20 protein-coding genes are annotated in these 17392 nt (G+C 51.1%); 16 read left to right on the forward strand and 4 right to left on the reverse strand.

All coding sequences use genetic code 11. The features are described from left to right. Nucleotides 1-86 precede the first annotated feature (86 nt). The 7 genes from mlaF (at nt 87) to murA (ending at nt 4917) form a co-directional block, all read left to right on the forward strand. Nucleotides 87-896 (forward strand): phospholipid ABC transporter ATP-binding protein MlaF, encoded by an 810-nt coding sequence (gene mlaF / locus C7B16_RS07295; protein ID WP_000438247.1) that lies wholly within the window; start codon nt 87-89, stop codon nt 894-896. Between the two features lie 7 nt (nt 897-903). Then, a complete protein-coding gene (gene mlaE / locus C7B16_RS07300) occupies nt 904-1686 on the forward strand; it encodes a lipid asymmetry maintenance ABC transporter permease subunit MlaE (RefSeq protein WP_000925792.1) in 783 nt (260 codons plus the stop codon). 4 nt (nt 1687-1690) lie between these two features. Beyond that, the gene (gene mlaD, locus C7B16_RS07305) at nt 1691-2242 is read left to right on the forward strand and encodes an outer membrane lipid asymmetry maintenance protein MlaD (protein WP_001517165.1); all 552 of its coding nucleotides are present in this window, start codon (nt 1691-1693) and stop codon (nt 2240-2242) included. An 18-nt stretch (nt 2243-2260) separates the two neighbouring features. Beyond that, the gene (mlaC, locus tag C7B16_RS07310) at nt 2261-2896 is read left to right on the forward strand and encodes a phospholipid-binding protein MlaC (RefSeq protein WP_000476484.1); all 636 of its coding nucleotides are present in this window, start codon (nt 2261-2263) and stop codon (nt 2894-2896) included. Then, nucleotides 2896-3189 (forward strand): lipid asymmetry maintenance protein MlaB, encoded by a 294-nt coding sequence (gene mlaB, locus C7B16_RS07315; protein ID WP_000004490.1) that lies wholly within the window; start codon nt 2896-2898, stop codon nt 3187-3189. Before mlaC ends, mlaB begins: the two co-directional genes overlap by 1 nt. Before the next feature lie 159 nt (nt 3190-3348). After that, complete coding sequence (ibaG, locus tag C7B16_RS07320) at nt 3349-3603, forward strand: BolA family iron metabolism protein IbaG (RefSeq protein ID WP_010379217.1); 255 nt, start codon at nt 3349-3351, stop codon at nt 3601-3603. 54 nt (nt 3604-3657) lie between these two features. Further along, nucleotides 3658-4917: a UDP-N-acetylglucosamine 1-carboxyvinyltransferase gene (murA, locus tag C7B16_RS07325; protein WP_000357277.1), complete on the forward strand. Its 1260-nt coding sequence runs from the start codon at nt 3658-3660 to the stop codon at nt 4915-4917. A gap of 47 nt (nt 4918-4964) precedes the next feature. Here murA and sfsB read toward each other — a convergent pair whose 3' ends face one another. After that, nucleotides 4965-5243, reverse strand: coding sequence for a DNA-binding transcriptional regulator SfsB (sfsB, locus tag C7B16_RS07330; RefSeq protein ID WP_000429729.1), 279 nt, complete (start codon nt 5241-5243; stop codon nt 4965-4967). A 226-nt stretch (nt 5244-5469) separates the two neighbouring features. Continuing rightward, complete coding sequence (gene ispB, locus C7B16_RS07335; RefSeq protein ID WP_001047349.1) at nt 5470-6441, reverse strand: octaprenyl diphosphate synthase; 972 nt, start codon at nt 6439-6441, stop codon at nt 5470-5472. 258 nt (nt 6442-6699) lie between these two features. Here ispB and rplU point away from each other — a divergent pair, with 258 nt between their 5' ends. From rplU to cgtA, 4 genes are all read left to right on the forward strand, one after another. Next, nucleotides 6700-7011 carry a 50S ribosomal protein L21 gene (gene rplU, locus C7B16_RS07340; protein WP_000271401.1) on the forward strand — a complete coding sequence of 104 codons (312 nt, stop codon included), beginning with the start codon at nt 6700-6702 and terminating at the stop codon, nt 7009-7011. A gap of 20 nt (nt 7012-7031) precedes the next feature. Then, nucleotides 7032-7289 carry a 50S ribosomal protein L27 gene (rpmA, locus tag C7B16_RS07345; protein WP_000940596.1) on the forward strand — a complete coding sequence of 86 codons (258 nt, stop codon included), beginning with the start codon at nt 7032-7034 and terminating at the stop codon, nt 7287-7289. Nucleotides 7290-7415: 126 nt separating this feature from the next. Next, entirely contained in the window at nt 7416-8381 is a 966-nt protein-coding gene (locus C7B16_RS07350) for a DMT family transporter (RefSeq protein WP_107179530.1), read from the forward strand. A gap of 15 nt (nt 8382-8396) precedes the next feature. After that, the gene (cgtA, locus tag C7B16_RS07355) at nt 8397-9569 is read left to right on the forward strand and encodes an Obg family GTPase CgtA (protein WP_000673561.1); all 1173 of its coding nucleotides are present in this window, start codon (nt 8397-8399) and stop codon (nt 9567-9569) included. A gap of 39 nt (nt 9570-9608) precedes the next feature. Here the strand turns inward: cgtA and dacB are convergent, their stop codons facing one another. Then, complete coding sequence (gene dacB / locus C7B16_RS07360; RefSeq protein ID WP_001212669.1) at nt 9609-11042, reverse strand: serine-type D-Ala-D-Ala carboxypeptidase; 1434 nt, start codon at nt 11040-11042, stop codon at nt 9609-9611. Between the two features lie 247 nt (nt 11043-11289). Between dacB and greA the strand changes: the two genes are divergently transcribed. After that, entirely contained in the window at nt 11290-11766 is a 477-nt protein-coding gene (gene greA / locus C7B16_RS07365; protein ID WP_001148001.1) for a transcription elongation factor GreA, read from the forward strand. A gap of 155 nt (nt 11767-11921) precedes the next feature. Here greA and yhbY read toward each other — a convergent pair whose 3' ends face one another. Next, on the reverse strand, nt 11922-12215 hold the full coding sequence (gene yhbY / locus C7B16_RS07370; protein ID WP_001054420.1) for a ribosome assembly RNA-binding protein YhbY: 294 nt from the start codon (nt 12213-12215) through the stop codon (nt 11922-11924). Nucleotides 12216-12341: 126 nt separating this feature from the next. On the opposite strand from yhbY, the gene rlmE reads away from it, so the two are divergent. The 4 genes from rlmE to glmM all read left to right on the forward strand — a co-directional run bounded on the left by rlmE (nt 12342) and on the right by glmM (nt 17273). Further along, nucleotides 12342-12971 carry a 23S rRNA (uridine(2552)-2'-O)-methyltransferase RlmE gene (rlmE, locus tag C7B16_RS07375; protein ID WP_000145975.1) on the forward strand — a complete coding sequence of 210 codons (630 nt, stop codon included), beginning with the start codon at nt 12342-12344 and terminating at the stop codon, nt 12969-12971. A 99-nt stretch (nt 12972-13070) separates the two neighbouring features. Next, the gene (gene ftsH, locus C7B16_RS07380) at nt 13071-15005 is read left to right on the forward strand and encodes an ATP-dependent zinc metalloprotease FtsH (RefSeq protein WP_001107478.1); all 1935 of its coding nucleotides are present in this window, start codon (nt 13071-13073) and stop codon (nt 15003-15005) included. Nucleotides 15006-15094: 89 nt separating this feature from the next. Beyond that, on the forward strand, nt 15095-15943 hold the full coding sequence (folP, locus tag C7B16_RS07385; protein ID WP_000764718.1) for a dihydropteroate synthase: 849 nt from the start codon (nt 15095-15097) through the stop codon (nt 15941-15943). Then, complete coding sequence (gene glmM / locus C7B16_RS07390) at nt 15936-17273, forward strand: phosphoglucosamine mutase (protein ID WP_000071146.1); 1338 nt, start codon at nt 15936-15938, stop codon at nt 17271-17273. The genes folP and glmM overlap by 8 nt, the downstream gene beginning before the upstream one ends. Nucleotides 17274-17392: the final 119 nt, after the last annotated feature.

The raw sequence follows: 17392 nt of genomic DNA on the forward strand, positions 1-17392 counted from the left end.
GGCGGGTAATATTCTGTAAATATGTTGGGTTCAAGGTTAAATTGAGCGTCATGCTTAAAAAATCAACGCAAGACGAAGGGTGAATTATGGAGCAGTCTGTGGCGAATTTAGTCGATATGCGCGATGTCAGTTTTACGCGTGGCAATCGCTGCATCTTCGATAATATTTCCCTGACCGTGCCGCGAGGGAAGATCACGGCAATCATGGGGCCATCGGGCATCGGTAAAACGACGCTACTCCGACTGATTGGTGGGCAAATCGCACCTGATCACGGTGAGATCCTTTTTGATGGTGAGAATATTCCGGCGATGTCTCGTTCGCGCCTGTACACGGTGCGTAAACGCATGAGCATGTTGTTTCAGTCCGGGGCGTTGTTCACCGATATGAACGTATTTGACAACGTTGCCTATCCACTGCGCGAACACACCCAGCTCCCCGCACCATTGTTGCATAGTACGGTAATGATGAAGCTGGAAGCGGTGGGGCTGCGTGGAGCGGCTAAACTTATGCCTTCTGAACTTTCCGGCGGGATGGCTCGTCGCGCCGCACTGGCGCGCGCAATTGCCCTGGAGCCAGATCTCATCATGTTTGATGAACCGTTTGTTGGGCAAGATCCCATCACTATGGGCGTACTGGTGAAGCTGATTTCTGAGCTGAACAGCGCGCTGGGCGTCACCTGTGTGGTAGTTTCTCACGATGTGCCGGAAGTCTTAAGTATTGCGGATCACGCCTGGATTCTGGCGGACAAAAAGATTGTTGCTCACGGTAGCGCTCAGGCGTTGCAGGAGAATCCCGATCCGCGTGTCCGTCAGTTTCTGGACGGGATAGCTGACGGGCCTGTTCCGTTCCGCTATCCTGCCGGCGATTATCACGCTGATCTTTTACCAGGGAGTTAAGCCACTCATGCTGTTAAATGCGCTGGCGTCGCTTGGACATAAAGGGATTAAAACCCTGAGAACGTTCGGGCGGGCCGGGTTAATGTTATTCAATGCGCTGGTCGGCAAACCGGAATTTCGTAAACACGCGCCGCTGCTGGTGCGTCAGCTCTATAATGTCGGCGTCCTGTCGATGCTGATTATTGTGGTTTCTGGCGTATTCATCGGAATGGTGCTGGGTCTACAAGGTTATCTGGTTCTGACCACCTATAGTGCGGAAACCAGTCTGGGGATGCTGGTGGCGTTATCGCTGCTGCGTGAACTGGGGCCGGTGGTTGCCGCGTTGCTGTTTGCCGGACGCGCCGGTTCGGCGTTAACTGCTGAAATTGGTTTGATGCGCGCCACAGAACAACTCTCCAGTATGGAGATGATGGCGGTCGATCCGCTGCGTCGGGTTATTTCTCCACGTTTCTGGGCTGGGGTTATTTCATTGCCGCTGCTGACGATTATTTTCGTCGCCGTGGGGATCTGGGGCGGATCATTGGTCGGCGTTAGCTGGAAAGGTATTGATAGCGGATTCTTCTGGTCGGCAATGCAAAACGCCGTCGACTGGCGTATGGATTTGGTCAACTGTCTGATTAAGAGCGTGGTGTTCGCCATTACGGTGACGTGGATTTCGTTGTTTAACGGTTACGACGCTATCCCGACTTCTGCCGGGATTAGCCGGGCAACCACTCGCACCGTTGTCCACTCGTCTCTGGCTGTTCTGGGGCTGGATTTTGTGCTGACCGCATTGATGTTTGGGAATTGAGTTCATGCAAACGAAAAAAAATGAAATTTGGGTGGGAATCTTTTTATTAGCAGCACTGCTGGCGGCGCTGTTTGTTTGCCTGAAGGCGGCAAACGTGACGTCAATACGTACTGAACCAACCTACACGCTCTATGCGACGTTCGATAACATCGGCGGTCTGAAAGCGCGCTCTCCGGTTAGTATTGGTGGCGTTGTAGTCGGTCGGGTGGCAGATATTACGCTGGATCCAAAAACCTATTTGCCACGCGTGACGCTGGAAATTGAACAACGTTATAACCACATTCCTGACACCAGTTCGCTGAGCATTCGTACTTCCGGTCTGCTTGGGGAGCAATATCTGGCGTTAAACGTCGGTTTTGAAGATCCCGAACTGGGTACTGCTATCCTGAAGGATGGCGATACAATTCAGGACACCAAGTCTGCGATGGTGCTGGAAGATCTCATTGGTCAGTTCCTTTACGGTAGTAAAGGCGATGACAATAAGAATAGTGGCGATGCGCCAGCTACTGCGCCAGGTAATAATGAAACCACTGAACCTGTGGGTACAACGAAATAATTTCAGGAGAACCGACGCATGTTTAAACGTTTAATGATGGTCGCTTTGCTGGTGATTGCACCGTTGAGTGCGGCAACCGCGGCAGACCAGACCAATCCGTATAAGCTGATGGACGAGGCGGCGCAGAAAACGTTCGATCGCCTGAAGAATGAGCAACCGCAAATTCGGGCTAACCCGGATTATCTGCGTACTATTGTTGATCAGGAGCTACTGCCGTATGTGCAGGTGAAATACGCTGGTGCACTGGTGCTGGGTCAGTATTACAAGAGTGCTACCCCGGCCCAACGTGACGCGTACTTTGCCGCTTTCCGTGAGTACCTGAAGCAGGCTTACGGTCAGGCACTGGCGATGTATCACGGTCAGACTTACCAGATTGCGCCAGAACAGCCGCTGGGCGACAAAACCATTGTGCCTATTCGCGTCACCATTATTGACCCGAATGGCCGCCCGCCGGTACGTCTGGATTTCCAGTGGCGCAAAAATTCCCAAACTGGCAACTGGCAGGCTTACGACATGATTGCCGAAGGCGTCAGCATGATCACCACCAAACAAAACGAGTGGGGAACGCTGCTGCGTACCAAAGGTATCGACGGCCTGACTGCGCAACTGAAATCGATTTCTCAACAGAAAATCACTCTGGAAGAGAAAAAATAATGAGTGAGTCACTGAGCTGGGTGCAGACGGGTGACACTCTGGCATTAGCTGGAGAGTTGGATCAAGACGTACTGCTACCGCTTTGGGAAGTGCGTGAAGAAGCGATGAAGGGAATTACCTGCATCGATCTCAGTCGCGTGTCCCGCGTTGATACAGGTGGGTTGGCGTTGCTGCTCCACCTTATCAATCTGGCGAAAAAGCAGGGTCACAGCGTGACGCTTCAGGGGGTAAACGATAAAGTCTATACCCTGGCAAAGTTGTATAATTTGCCGTCTGATGTCCTGCCTCGTTAAATTTTTTCAGGCTGGATAAGGCGTTAACCGCCTGTCCAGCAAATCTGCCTGCAAGTTGAGCCTTGTTTGATACATCAGCAAGGCTTTTTGCTTATTTATGACTGCGCAACTTTGCTCTAAGATGTTTCGCTGGCTTATTAACTGATGAATGAAGATCCCATGGAAAATAATGAAATTCAGAGCGTGCTGATGAACGCTCTCTCCCTCCAGGAAGTCCACGTTTCCGGCGATGGCAGCCACTTTCAGGTTATTGCCGTGGGTGAGATGTTTGACGGCATGAGCCGGGTTAAAAAACAGCAGACGGTTTATGGTCCGCTAATGGAATATATTGCGGATAACCGCATTCATGCTGTGTCGATCAAAGCTTATACCCCTGCGGAGTGGGCGCGCGATCGCAAACTGAACGGCTTTTGAGCTATGGGCGATTTGCCGGTAGCAGATATGAATTGTTAACTGAGAACAAACTAAATGGATAAATTTCGTGTTCAGGGGCCAACAAAGCTCCAGGGCGAAGTCACAATTTCCGGCGCTAAAAATGCTGCTCTGCCTATCCTTTTTGCCGCGCTACTGGCGGAAGAGCCAGTAGAGATCCAGAACGTTCCGAAACTGAAAGACGTCGATACGTCAATGAAATTGCTGAGTCAGCTTGGTGCTAAAGTGGAACGTAATGGCTCTGTGCATATTGATGCCCGCGATGTAAATGTGTTCTGCGCGCCTTACGAGCTGGTGAAAACCATGCGCGCTTCTATTTGGGCGCTGGGGCCGCTGGTAGCGCGTTTCGGTCAGGGACAGGTTTCGCTGCCTGGCGGTTGTACAATTGGTGCGCGCCCGGTTGATTTACATATTTCCGGCCTTGAGCAATTAGGCGCGACCATCAAACTGGAAGAAGGTTACGTTAAGGCTTCCGTCGATGGCCGTCTGAAAGGCGCGCATATCGTGATGGATAAAGTCAGCGTTGGAGCAACAGTCACCATCATGTGTGCCGCAACTCTGGCAGAAGGCACTACCGTTATCGAAAACGCGGCGCGTGAACCGGAAATCGTCGATACCGCCAACTTCCTCATTACGCTGGGCGCGAAAATTAGCGGTCAGGGTACTGATCGAATAGTCATCGAAGGTGTGGAACGTTTAGGCGGTGGCGTCTACCGCGTGCTACCGGATCGTATTGAGACCGGCACGTTCTTGGTCGCTGCGGCGATCTCTCGCGGTAAAATTATCTGCCGTAACGCCCAGCCAGATACCCTCGATGCTGTGCTGGCGAAGTTGCGTGACGCCGGGGCGGACATTGAAGTGGGCGAGGACTGGATTAGCCTGGATATGCATGGCAAACGTCCGAAGGCTGTTAATGTGCGTACCGCGCCGCATCCGGCGTTTCCGACCGATATGCAGGCCCAGTTCACGTTGCTGAACCTGGTGGCAGAAGGGACTGGATTCATCACTGAAACTGTGTTTGAAAACCGCTTTATGCACGTGCCAGAACTGAGCCGTATGGGCGCGCATGCCGAGATTGAAAGCAATACCGTTATTTGTCACGGTGTCGAAAAACTTTCCGGCGCACAGGTTATGGCGACCGATCTGCGTGCTTCAGCAAGTCTGGTGCTGGCTGGTTGTATTGCGGAAGGAACTACGGTTGTTGATCGTATTTATCACATCGATCGCGGCTACGAACGCATTGAAGACAAACTGCGTGCCTTAGGTGCGAACATCGAGCGTGTGAAAGGCGAGTAATCGTCTGAAAGCTGGCAGCCCCGTTCGCGGGGCTACCGCCAGACAACTCATTTTTTCGGTTTGGTGTAGCTGCGCATTAACTGTGTTCTGTCGATAAACGCATGTGTCTGCGGATCGTGATAGCGTGATGGCCAGATTACCCAAGGTTCCGTTCCTAATGCTTTCGCAATAATCATCTCTCCCTTCGGCCAGGGACGTGATAATGCATTTGCCAGCGTCGAAGAACTTAAACCATTTCTGCGAGACTCCGCAGCCATTGATGTTCCTTTTTTCCGCAAACCAGCAATGATGTCGGCAGGATGCCAGTCAATGAAATTATTCTCCATCTTTCCTCACTCCTTAAGTTAGTCGCTTTCATTCAGAACATGCGTTCTGTCGAGCATCACTATACTCCTGATGGCGAATTGCTCTAAAAAGTTCATGTAAATAGCGTGAAGATTCAGAATATATAAAGAAAATGACCTGATTATTCAGAGAGTATTGCGCTGAATAAGTATTTTTATGGAGCTTACTGGAATTATCCCGCGCAATGCGCGGGATACAGGGAAGGGATTAGCGATCGCGTTGAACAGCGATGTGCGCGAGGCCGATTAATGCCTCTCGCCACGGAGTGTCCGGGAGTACCTGTAATGCTTCAATAGCTTTATCTGCTTCTTCCTCGGCACGCTGACGCGTCCATTCGAGAGAACCACAAGCGTTCATTGCTTCCAGAACAGGTTCCAGAAGATGACGCCCGTTGCCTTGCTCAATGGCGGTACGGATCATCTGCGCTTGTTCCGGTGTGCCATGATGCATTGCATGCAGCAGCGGTAACGTTGGTTTACCTTCGTTCAGATCGTCCCCGACGTTTTTACCCAACTGTTCACCGTCGGCATTGTAATCGAGCAAATCGTCGATTAGCTGGAAAGCGGTGCCGAGGTAGCGACCATAATCCTGCAGACCTTTTTCTTCTTCTGGCGTACAACCTGCCAGAATTCCGGAACACTGAGCAGCAGCCTCAAACAGGCGCGCGGTTTTGCTGTAAATAACGCGCATGTAGTTTTCTTCGGTGATGTCCGGGTCGTTAACGTTCATCAGTTGCAGCACTTCACCTTCTGCGATGACGTTTACCGCTTCGGACATCACTTCCAGCACTTTGAGCGAGCCGAGGCTGGTCATCATCTGGAAAGCGCGGGTATAAATAAAATCACCAACCAACACGCTGGCAGCATTGCCAAACGCGGCGTTGGCGGTAGCTTTACCCCTGCGCATATCTGATTCATCCACAACGTCGTCGTGTAGCAGGGTCGCCGTGTGGATAAACTCGATCAGGGCGGCGATAGTGACATGCGCATTCCCCTCATAGCCAACAGCTCGTGCAGCCAGTACAGCAATCATCGGGCGAATGCGTTTACCCCCGCCGCTGACGATGTAATAGCCTAACTGATTGATCAGTTGGACTTCGGAATTAAGCTGCTCGAGAATTGCCGCATTAACACCCGCCATATCTTGCGCGGTTAACTCATTGATTTTTTCTAAATTCATCGCAAAAGCCGGGCTTTTCGCCCCGATTACCTTACTGTGAACAAAGGCAACTTAGGGTTTATGGTTAGGAATATAGGGTGATTGTACTGAAAAAATGGCACAGATAAACGTTACCGTACAAGTTGTGTTTTTTTTCTTCGTGTATTGACTGTAGCACTTGTCAAAGGCGTGCGTTTTGCGTAATATTCGCGCCCTATTGTGAATATTTATAGCGCGCTCTGAATCATTGAAAAGGTGTGCGCGGAAGCGGAGTTTTATATGTACGCGGTTTTCCAAAGTGGTGGTAAACAACACCGAGTAAGCGAAGGTCAGACCGTTCGCCTGGAAAAGCTGGACATCGCAACTGGCGAAACTGTTGAGTTCGCAGAAGTTCTGATGATCGCAAACGGTGAAGAAGTCAAAATCGGCGTTCCTTTCGTTGATGGCGGCGTAATCAAAGCTGAAGTTGTTGCTCACGGTCGTGGCGAGAAAGTTAAAATCGTTAAGTTTCGCCGTCGTAAACACTATCGTAAGCAGCAGGGCCATCGTCAGTGGTTCACTGATGTGAAAATTACTGGCATCAGCGCCTAAGACCTGAGGAGAGATTTCAAATGGCACATAAAAAGGCTGGCGGCTCCACACGTAACGGTCGCGATTCAGAAGCTAAACGCCTGGGCGTTAAGCGTTTCGGTGGCGAATCCGTTCTGGCGGGTAGCATCATCGTTCGTCAACGTGGTACTAAATTCCACGCGGGCACCAACGTAGGTTGCGGTCGTGACCACACTCTGTTTGCTAAAGCAGACGGTAAAGTGAAATTCGAAGTTAAAGGCCCGAAAAACCGTAAGTTTATCAGCATCGAAGCTGAATAAGTTTTTCGCGTCCCGGTAACGGATGAAAGCCCCGCAACGTGTTGCGGGGCTTTTTACATTCGACAACCGGTAAAAATGCGCATCGTGCGGCGTTAATCCGCAAATGCGTTTTGCAGGGAATACGGTATGAAGCAGCAGGCAGGCATTGGCATTCTTTTGGCGCTCACCACAGCAATTTGCTGGGGGGCGTTGCCAATCGCAATGAAGCAGGTGCTGGAGGTGATGGAACCTCCGACAATCGTGTTTTACCGTTTCTTGATGGCGAGTATTGGCCTTGGTGCCATTCTTGCAGTGAAGAAAAAGCTGCCGCCATTACGCGTGTTTCGTAAGCCACGTTGGGTGATATTACTGGCGGTGGCGACTGCCGGACTGTTTGGGAATTTCATCCTGTTCAGCTCATCCTTGCAATACTTGAGTCCTACCGCCTCGCAGGTGATAGGGCAACTCTCGCCGGTTGGCATGATGGTTGCCAGCGTATTTATCCTGAAAGAGAAAATGCGTAGCACTCAGGTAGTGGGAGCATTGATGCTTCTGAGTGGGCTGGTGATGTTCTTTAACACCAGTCTGGTTGAGATTTTTACAAAGCTCACCGATTACACCTGGGGTGTTATCTTTGGTGTCGGTGCTGCAACGGTCTGGGTGAGTTATGGCGTGGCGCAAAAGGTTTTATTGCGTCGGTTGGCATCACCGCAGATCCTGTTTTTGCTGTACACTTTATGTACAATTGCGCTCTTCCCACTGGCGAAACCAGGGGTGATAGCGCAGCTTAGCAACTGGCAACTCGCATGTTTAATTTTTTGCGGGCTGAATACGTTGGTAGGATATGGCGCCCTGGCGGAAGCGATGGCACGCTGGCAGGCAGCGCAGGTGAGCGCGATCATCACGCTTACTCCACTGTTTACGCTGTTTTTTTCAGATCTTTTATCACTGGCCTGGCCCGATTTCTTCGCCAGACCGATGTTAAACCTTTTAGGTTATCTCGGTGCGTTTGTCGTGGTTGCGGGCGCGATGTATTCCGCCATTGGTCATCGTATTTGGGGCGGATTACGTAAGCATACAACGGTGGTATCGCAACCCCGCGCAGGCGAATGATTTACGGAGAATAAAATGAAGTTTGTTGATGAAGCATCGATTCTGGTCGTTGCAGGTGATGGCGGCAATGGTTGTGTGAGCTTCCGCCGCGAAAAATATATTCCGAAAGGCGGCCCGGATGGCGGCGATGGTGGTGACGGCGGCGACGTATGGATGGAAGCCGACGAGAACCTGAACACGCTTATCGATTACCGTTTTGAAAAATCTTTCCGTGCAGAGCGCGGTCAGAACGGTGCAAGCCGCGACTGTACCGGTAAGCGTGGTAAAGACGTGACGATTAAAGTGCCAGTAGGTACGCGTGTTATCGATCAGGGCACTGGTGAAACCATGGGCGATATGACCAAACACGGTCAGCGCCTGCTGGTTGCTAAGGGCGGCTGGCACGGCCTGGGCAACACCCGCTTCAAATCATCGGTTAACCGTACTCCCCGGCAGAAAACCAACGGTACGCCAGGTGATAAGCGTGAGCTGCTGCTGGAGCTGATGCTGCTGGCTGATGTCGGGATGCTGGGGATGCCAAACGCTGGTAAATCGACCTTTATCCGCGCAGTATCTGCGGCTAAACCGAAAGTGGCGGACTATCCGTTTACCACTCTGGTGCCAAGCCTTGGCGTGGTTCGTATGGACAATGAGAAGAGCTTCGTTGTTGCTGATATTCCGGGGCTGATTGAAGGTGCTGCTGAAGGTGCAGGTCTGGGGATCCGCTTCCTGAAGCATCTGGAACGTTGCCGCGTATTGCTGCACCTTATCGATATCGATCCGATTGACGGCACCGATCCGGTTGAGAACGCGCGCATTATTATTAGCGAGCTGGAAAAATACAGCCAGGATCTGGCGGCGAAACCACGCTGGTTAGTCTTCAACAAGATTGACCTGCTGGATAAAGCGGAAGCCGAAGAGAAAGCGAAAGCCATCGCTGAGGCGCTGGGTTGGGAAGATAAATATTATCTGATCTCTGCAGCGAGCGGGCTGGGCGTGAAAGACCTCTGCTGGGATGTGATGACCTTTATCATCGAAAACCCAGTGGTGCAGGCCGAAGAAGCGAAACAGCCAGAGAAAGTCGAATTCATGTGGGATGATTATCACCGTCAGCAGCTTGAAGAGATTGCTGAAGAGGATGATGAAGACTGGGATGACGACTGGGACGAAGACGACGAAGAGGGCGTTGAGTTCATTTACAAGCGTTAATCAGCAAAACCCCGGCACTGCGCCGGGGTTTCTTTTTAACTAATTGTTCTGATAAATATCTTTGTACAAGCGGCTTTCAAAGCGCACCAACGGAATGCGGCGATTACGTTGATCCGCCGGTTCTACCGCATAGCCAGAAAGATATTGTACAAATGCCATCCGTTGCCCACTTGCCGTGGTAATGAATCCCGCCAGGTTATACACGCCTTGTAACGATCCTGTTTTTGCCGAAACTTTGCCATCTACCCCCGCCTGATGCAGACCGGCACGGTACTGTAACGAGCCGTCATAGCCTGCCAGCGGCAGCATGGAGATAAAGTTAAGCTCGTTATCATGCTGGGCAATGTATTGTAGCACTTGCATCATGGTGGCTGGCGCAATCAGGTTATGTCGTGAAAGCCCTGAACCATCGGCAATAATGGTGTTGCCAATATCGACACCGGCTTGCTGACGCAGGATCTGGCGCACGGCATCGGAGCCGGCTCGCCATGTACCAGGCACATTAAAGCGCGCATGACCAATCATTCGAAAGACGGTATCTGCGATCATGTTGTCCGATTTTTTCAGCATAATCTTAAGCAGATCATGCAAAGGGGCCGACTGTTTGCTGGCGACCACCGTTCCCGGCTCATTAACCTGTGTCTGGCGCAGCAGTGTGCCGGTATAGGTGATGCCTGCCTGTTTAAGCTCATCTTTCAGAATCGCCCCAGCATAGCTGGCACCATCCTGTACGGCAAAGGCCAATGGAAGAGGCTCAGAACGTTGTGGCAGGCATCCAGTTAGCGTAAAGCGGTTAAGGTCACCAGGCACGACATCCAGCTCGCAATATTGCGCTTCGGCAGAACCACGGGGGAGGGTGCGTACCTGACTGAACATCGTAACGGGGTAATAAGATGCCACGCGAATAAAAGCCATATCACCGGGCTTTTGTGCGCTGTAGAGCGAGACAGAGAAGCAATTGCGGTCAACGATAGCGGCGGCTGGCGGAGCGCTAAAGCATTGTGTCATATCGTTCCAAGGCCAGCCGGGAGCCTTATCGTGACTGGCAAAAATGGAGGTATCTATAAGCACGTTGCCATTGATTTGCGTGATGCCAGATTTTTTCAGGGTTGTTACCATATTGCGAATATCCTGACGTTTTAGCGTCGGATCGGCACCAAATCGCGCCACTAAGTCACCTTTAAGCACACCGTTTTCCACATTACCTTTGGTTTCCAACGTGGTGGTAAAACGAAAGTCGGGGCCGAGTTGAATCAATGCCGCCAGCGCAGTGATGACTTTTTGCGTACTGGCGGGTAGCGCCATCTGCTGACTGTGGTAATCAATAGTGGGGGCAGACGCGCCGACTTTTTGCACCATCAGGGCAAGGTTGGCACCTGCGGGGAGTTGAGTAATGTACTCATCAACATTCGCGGCCTGAACACTGAACGCTATACCGCTGGTCAATCCGATGATAAATCTGGAAAATCGCATAATCTCGCGCTAACAACCTGGAATCGAGCCGTCATACTACGGCGCAACACCCTATAAAGTAAACGATGACCCTTCGGGAACTTCAGGGTAAAATGACCATCAAAATGTGAATTGTAGCTGACCTGGGACCTGTTTCCGGGTCGGTATTTTTTTGCTTCTGGCCCTGGTGAGGAGTTATGCCGGGCTGACCGAACAGCCGGGGTGGGTGGAGACTCGCCCCATCAGGAATATTCAAGAGGTATAACAAATGCAAGCTATTCCGATGACCTTACGCGGCGCTGAAAAATTACGCGAAGAGCTGGATTTTCTGAAATCTGTGCGCCGTCCTGAAATCATTGCTGCTATTGCTGAAGCGCGTGAACATGGCGATCTGAAAGAGAACGCCGAATACCACGCAGCTCGTGAGCAGCAGGGCTTCTGCGAAGGCCGTATTAAAGATATCGAAGCCAAGCTGTCGAACGCTCAGGTAATCGATGTCACCAAAATGCCGAACAATGGTCGCGTTATTTTTGGTGCTACCGTAACGGTGTTGAATCTGGATTCTGATGAAGAGCAGACTTATCGCATCGTAGGTGATGACGAAGCTGACTTTAAACAAAACCTGATTTCTGTAAACTCGCCTATCGCTCGTGGCTTGATCGGCAAAGAAGAAGATGATGTTGTGGTCATCAAAACGCCGGGCGGCGAAGTAGAATTTGAAGTAATTAAGGTGGAATACCTGTAAGAATTACCCAATACTCAAAATGTTGATGTATTGTAAAGAAAGGAAAAAGGCCGCTATGCGGCCTTTTATCAACGAACAGAGCGTGGCATTTTGCTCTCCTGCCTGCGGAAAATCCCTCGTTTTACACAGAAAATGTGTGTAACTTTAGGATAATCTTAGCGTGGCAGCGAGATTTTACGTTCTTTAGTTGGGCGATAAAGCACCAGCGTTTTACCGATGACCTGTACATTACAGGCGCCGGTTTCGCGCACGATAGCTTCCACGATCAAGGTTTTAGTTTCGCGATCTTCTGTTGCGATTTTCACCTTGATGAGTTCATGGTGCTCTAGCGCTTGTTCAATCTCGGCCAGCACCCCTTCGGTCAAACCATTACTGCCAAGCAGAACAACTGGCTTGAGCGGATGTGCCAGACCTTTCAGGTGCTGTTTTTGTTTAGTACTCAGATTCATCGTATTTTTTTGCTTACGTTGGGATTGAAAACGGGTCATTCTACCGCCATCTCCCATATATCACCAAATAGGCGCGTAAAAATTTACGCAATTGGTTACGATGAGTTATCCCAATGGGAAAGTTAAATGACAGGTAAGAAGCGTTCTGCCAGTTCCAGCCGCTGGCTTCAGGAACACTTTAGCGATAAATATGTTCAACAGGCACAGAAAAAGGGGTTACGTTCCCGTGCCTGGTTTAAACTTGATGAAATACAGCAAAGTGACAAACTCTTTAAACCGGGAATGACGGTAGTCGACCTTGGCGCCGCGCCGGGTGGTTGGTCACAATATGTAGTCACCCAAATTGGCGGCAAAGGCCGTATCATCGCTTGCGATCTTTTACCTATGGATCCTATCGTTGGTGTGGACTTTCTTCAGGGCGATTTTCGTGATGAACTGGTCATGAAGGCTCTGCTGGAGCGTGTAGGCGACAGCAAAGTCCAGGTTGTCATGTCAGATATGGCACCAAACATGAGCGGAACACCGGCGGTGGATATCCCCCGTGCCATGTATCTGGTGGAACTGGCGCTAGAAATGTGTCGTGATGTGTTAGCGCCGGGTGGCAGTTTTGTAGTGAAGGTGTTCCAGGGCGAAGGTTTCGATGAGTATCTAAGGGAAATTCGCTCCCTGTTTACGAAGGTTAAAGTTCGTAAGCCGGACTCTTCTCGTGCACGTTCGCGGGAAGTGTATATTGTAGCGACCGGGCGTAAACCCTAACCGGGAGATTTCAGACGAAAGTTTGAAAGATGCTGGATATAGAGTATCCTGACGCTGTTTTTAACACAGTTGTAATAAGAGGTTAATCCCTTGAGTGACATGGCGAAAAACCTAATACTCTGGCTGGTCATTGCCGTTGTGCTGATGTCAGTATTCCAGAGCTTTGGGCCCAGCGAGTCTAATGGCCGTAAGGTGGATTACTCTACCTTCCTACAAGAGGTCAATAACGACCAGGTTCGTGAAGCGCGTATCAACGGACGTGAAATCAACGTTACCAAGAAAGATAGTAACCGTTATACCACTTACATTCCGGTTCAGGATCCAAAACTACTGGATAACCTGTTGACCAAGAACGTCAAGGTTGTCGGTGAACCGCCTGAAGAGCCAAGCCTGCTGGCTTCTATCTTCATCTCCTGGTTCCCGATGCTGTTGCTGATTGGTGTCTGGATCTTTTTCATGCGTCAAATGCAGGGCGGCGGTGGCAAAGGTGCTATGTCGTTCGGTAAGAGCAAAGCACGTATGTTGACGGAAGATCAGATCAAAACGACCTTTGCTGACGTTGCTGGTTGCGACGAAGCAAAAGAAGAAGTTGCTGAGCTGGTTGAGTATCTGCGTGAGCCGAGCCGCTTCCAGAAACTGGGCGGTAAGATCCCGAAAGGGGTTCTGATGGTTGGTCCTCCGGGTACTGGTAAAACGTTGCTGGCGAAAGCCATTGCAGGCGAAGCGAAAGTTCCGTTCTTTACCATTTCTGGTTCTGACTTCGTTGAAATGTTCGTTGGTGTTGGTGCATCTCGTGTACGTGACATGTTCGAACAGGCGAAGAAAGCGGCTCCGTGTATCATCTTTATTGATGAAATCGATGCCGTAGGCCGCCAGCGTGGCGCGGGGCTGGGTGGTGGTCACGATGAACGTGAACAGACACTTAACCAGATGCTGGTTGAGATGGACGGCTTCGAAGGTAACGAAGGTATCATCGTGATCGCTGCGACTAACCGCCCGGACGTTCTCGACCCGGCGCTGCTGCGTCCTGGTCGTTTCGACCGTCAGGTTGTGGTTGGTTTGCCAGATGTTCGTGGTCGTGAGCAGATCCTGAAAGTTCACATGCGTCGCGTACCGCTGGCACCAGATGTTGATGCGGCAATTATCGCCCGTGGTACACCGGGCTTCTCTGGCGCAGATCTGGCTAACCTGGTGAACGAAGCAGCACTGTTCGCTGCACGTGGCAATAAACGAGTTGTTTCGATGGTTGAGTTCGAGAAAGCGAAAGACAAAATCATGATGGGCGCGGAACGTCGCTCCATGGTGATGACGGAAGCGCAGAAAGAGTCCACCGCGTATCACGAAGCAGGCCATGCGATTATCGGTCGCCTGGTGCCGGAACACGATCCGGTACACAAAGTAACGATTATCCCGCGCGGTCGTGCGTTGGGTGTGACCTTCTTCCTGCCTGAAGGCGATGCTATCAGTGCCAGCCGTCAGAAACTGGAAAGCCAGATCAGTACCCTGTACGGCGGTCGTCTGGCAGAAGAGATCATCTACGGACCGGAACATGTTTCTACCGGGGCGTCCAACGACATTAAAGTTGCGACCAACCTGGCGCGTAACATGGTGACCCAGTGGGGCTTCTCTGAGAAACTCGGTCCGCTACTGTATGCGGAAGAAGAAGGTGAAGTTTTCCTCGGTCGTAGCGTGGCCAAAGCTAAACATATGTCCGATGAAACTGCGCGTATCATCGACCAGGAAGTGAAGTCACTGATTGAACGTAACTACAATCGTGCGCGTCAGTTGTTGAACGACAACCTGGATATCCTGCATGCGATGAAAGATGCACTCATGAAATATGAGACCATCGACGCACCGCAGATTGATGACCTGATGGCGCGTCGCGATGTACGTCCGCCTGCAGGTTGGGAAGAGTCGGGAGCATCTAACAATTCTGACAATAATGGCACTCCAAAGGCACCGCGTCCGGTTGATGAACCACGCACGCCAAATCCGGGTAATACCATGTCAGAGCAGTTAGGCGACAAGTAAGTTCCCGCATCAGATGACTGTATTTGTACCGAAAACCCCGGGGCGTGCTCCGGGGTTTTTTCTTATCAATTTATACCAGGGATAACACCATGAAACTCTTTGCCCAGGGCTCTTCACTGGATCTTAGCCATCCTCACGTAATGGGGATCCTCAACGTTACGCCAGATTCTTTCTCTGATGGCGGTACGCATAACTCACTGACTGATGCAGTGAAACATGCGAACCTGATGATCAACGCTGGCGCGACGATCATTGACGTTGGTGGAGAGTCCACGCGTCCAGGGGCAGCGGAAGTGAGTGTTGAAGAAGAGTTGCAGCGTGTTATTCCGGTGGTTGAGGCAATTGCGCAACGATTCGAAGTTTGGATCTCGGTCGATACTTCTAAACCGGAAGTCATCCGGGAATCGGCAAGAGTGGGCGCTCACATCATTAACGATATCCGATCCCTTTCCGAGCCAGGTGCTCTGGAAGCGGCTGCGGAAACCGGTTTACCCGTATGTCTGATGCATATGCAGGGAAATCCAAAGACCATGCAGGAAGCACCGAAATATGATGATGTCTTTGCTGAAGTGAATCGCTACTTTATTGAGCAAATAGCACGTTGTGAACAGGCGGGTATCGCAAAAGAGAAATTGTTGCTCGACCCCGGATTCGGTTTCGGTAAAAATCTCTCCCATAACTATTCATTACTGGCGCGTCTGGCTGAATTTCATCATTTCAATCTGCCGCTGTTGGTGGGTATGTCACGAAAATCGATGATTGGACAGCTACTGAATGTTGGGCCGTCTGAGCGTCTGAGCGGCAGTCTGGCTTGTGCGGTAATTGCCGCAATGCAGGGCGCGCACATTATTCGTGTTCATGACGTCAAAGAAACCGTAGAAGCGATGCGGGTGGTGGAAGCCACTCTGTCTGCAAAGGAAAATAAACGCTATGAGTAATCGTAAATATTTCGGGACCGATGGGATTCGTGGTCGTGTTGGGGATGCGCCGATCACACCTGATTTTGTGCTTAAACTGGGCTGGGCTGCGGGTAAAGTACTGGCGCGGCACGGCTCCCGTAAGATCATTATCGGCAAAGATACCCGTATTTCTGGCTATATGTTGGAGTCGGCGTTGGAAGCCGGCCTGGCGGCAGCGGGCCTTTCCGCGCTCTTCACCGGCCCGATGCCAACACCGGCGGTGGCTTATCTGACACGCACCTTTCGTGCAGAGGCCGGGATTGTGATTTCTGCATCGCATAACCCGTTCTACGATAATGGTATTAAATTCTTTTCCATCGACGGCACTAAACTGCCAGATGCAGTCGAAGAAGCCATTGAAGCTGAAATGGAAAAAGAGATTAGCTGCGTTGATTCGGCAGAACTGGGTAAAGCCAGCCGTATTGTTGATGCTGCGGGTCGCTATATCGAATTTTGCAAAGCCACGTTCCCGAACGAACTTAGCCTCAGTGAACTGAAGATTGTGGTGGATTGCGCAAATGGTGCAACCTATCACATCGCTCCAAATGTACTGCGCGAGCTGGGAGCGAACGTAATCGCCATCGGTTGTGAGCCGAATGGTGTAAACATCAATGCCGAAGTGGGGGCAACTGATGTTCGTGCATTACAGGCGCGTGTACTGGCTGAAAAAGCGGATCTCGGCATTGCCTTTGACGGCGACGGCGACCGCGTCATCATGGTTGACCATGAAGGCAATAAAGTCGATGGCGATCAGATCATGTATATCATCGCGCGTGAAGGTCTTCGTCAGGGGCAGTTGCGTGGTGGCGTAGTGGGCACATTAATGAGCAATATGGGGCTGGAATTGGCGCTGAAACAGCTAGGTATTCCATTTGCTCGCGCAAAAGTGGGCGACCGCTATGTACTGGAAAAAATGCAGGAGAAAGGCTGGCGCATCGGCGCGGAGAACTCCGGTCATGTGATTCTGCTGGATAAAACCACCACCGGTGACGGCATCGTTGCCGGTTTGCAGGTACTGGCGGCGATGGCGCGCAACCACATGAGTCTGCACGACCTTTGCAGTGGCATGAAAATGTTCCCGCAGATTCTGGTTAACGTGCGTTATACCGCAGGCAGCGGCGATCCGCTTGAGCATGAATCAGTTAAAGCCGTGACAGCGGAAGTTGAAGCGGCGCTGGGTAGCCGTGGACGCGTGCTGCTGCGTAAATCTGGCACCGAGCCGTTGATTCGCGTGATGGTCGAAGGTGAAGACGAAGCACAGGTGACTGAATTTGCCCACCGTATCGCTGATGCGGTAAAAGCGGTTTAATGCGATTGCTAACTGGCTAAAAAGGCGGCGATTGTCGCCTTTGTTCTACTTATGTACATCGGTTTTGCTGTTTTTTTCCGCAGTTGATACAATGCAATAAAATTGCCCTTGCGAAGGTC

This window comes from Escherichia sp. 20412-1 (assembly GCF_003027595.1).
Classification (GTDB): domain Bacteria; phylum Pseudomonadota; class Gammaproteobacteria; order Enterobacterales; family Enterobacteriaceae; genus Escherichia; species Escherichia marmotae.

What these genes read in the sequence shown, in the direction of transcription:
- mlaF (WP_000438247.1), top strand. Translation starts at nt 87, where the DNA reads ATGGAGCAGTCTGTGGCGAATTTAGTCGATATGCGCGATGTCAGTTTT.
- mlaE (WP_000925792.1), top strand. Translation starts at nt 904, where the DNA reads ATGCTGTTAAATGCGCTGGCGTCGCTTGGACATAAAGGGATTAAAACC.
- mlaD (WP_001517165.1), top strand. Translation starts at nt 1,691, where the DNA reads ATGCAAACGAAAAAAAATGAAATTTGGGTGGGAATCTTTTTATTAGCA.
- mlaC (WP_000476484.1), top strand. Translation starts at nt 2,261, where the DNA reads ATGTTTAAACGTTTAATGATGGTCGCTTTGCTGGTGATTGCACCGTTG.
- mlaB (WP_000004490.1), top strand. Translation starts at nt 2,896, where the DNA reads ATGAGTGAGTCACTGAGCTGGGTGCAGACGGGTGACACTCTGGCATTA.
- ibaG (WP_010379217.1), top strand. Translation starts at nt 3,349, where the DNA reads ATGGAAAATAATGAAATTCAGAGCGTGCTGATGAACGCTCTCTCCCTC.
- murA (WP_000357277.1), top strand. Translation starts at nt 3,658, where the DNA reads ATGGATAAATTTCGTGTTCAGGGGCCAACAAAGCTCCAGGGCGAAGTC.
- sfsB (WP_000429729.1), bottom strand. Translation starts at nt 5,243, where the DNA reads ATGGAGAATAATTTCATTGACTGGCATCCTGCCGACATCATTGCTGGT.
- ispB (WP_001047349.1), bottom strand. Translation starts at nt 6,441, where the DNA reads ATGAATTTAGAAAAAATCAATGAGTTAACCGCGCAAGATATGGCGGGT.
- rplU (WP_000271401.1), top strand. Translation starts at nt 6,700, where the DNA reads ATGTACGCGGTTTTCCAAAGTGGTGGTAAACAACACCGAGTAAGCGAA.
- rpmA (WP_000940596.1), top strand. Translation starts at nt 7,032, where the DNA reads ATGGCACATAAAAAGGCTGGCGGCTCCACACGTAACGGTCGCGATTCA.
- C7B16_RS07350 (WP_107179530.1), top strand. Translation starts at nt 7,416, where the DNA reads ATGAAGCAGCAGGCAGGCATTGGCATTCTTTTGGCGCTCACCACAGCA.
- cgtA (WP_000673561.1), top strand. Translation starts at nt 8,397, where the DNA reads ATGAAGTTTGTTGATGAAGCATCGATTCTGGTCGTTGCAGGTGATGGC.
- dacB (WP_001212669.1), bottom strand. Translation starts at nt 11,042, where the DNA reads ATGCGATTTTCCAGATTTATCATCGGATTGACCAGCGGTATAGCGTTC.
- greA (WP_001148001.1), top strand. Translation starts at nt 11,290, where the DNA reads ATGCAAGCTATTCCGATGACCTTACGCGGCGCTGAAAAATTACGCGAA.
- yhbY (WP_001054420.1), bottom strand. Translation starts at nt 12,215, where the DNA reads ATGAATCTGAGTACTAAACAAAAACAGCACCTGAAAGGTCTGGCACAT.
- rlmE (WP_000145975.1), top strand. Translation starts at nt 12,342, where the DNA reads ATGACAGGTAAGAAGCGTTCTGCCAGTTCCAGCCGCTGGCTTCAGGAA.
- ftsH (WP_001107478.1), top strand. Translation starts at nt 13,071, where the DNA reads ATGGCGAAAAACCTAATACTCTGGCTGGTCATTGCCGTTGTGCTGATG.
- folP (WP_000764718.1), top strand. Translation starts at nt 15,095, where the DNA reads ATGAAACTCTTTGCCCAGGGCTCTTCACTGGATCTTAGCCATCCTCAC.
- glmM (WP_000071146.1), top strand. Translation starts at nt 15,936, where the DNA reads ATGAGTAATCGTAAATATTTCGGGACCGATGGGATTCGTGGTCGTGTT.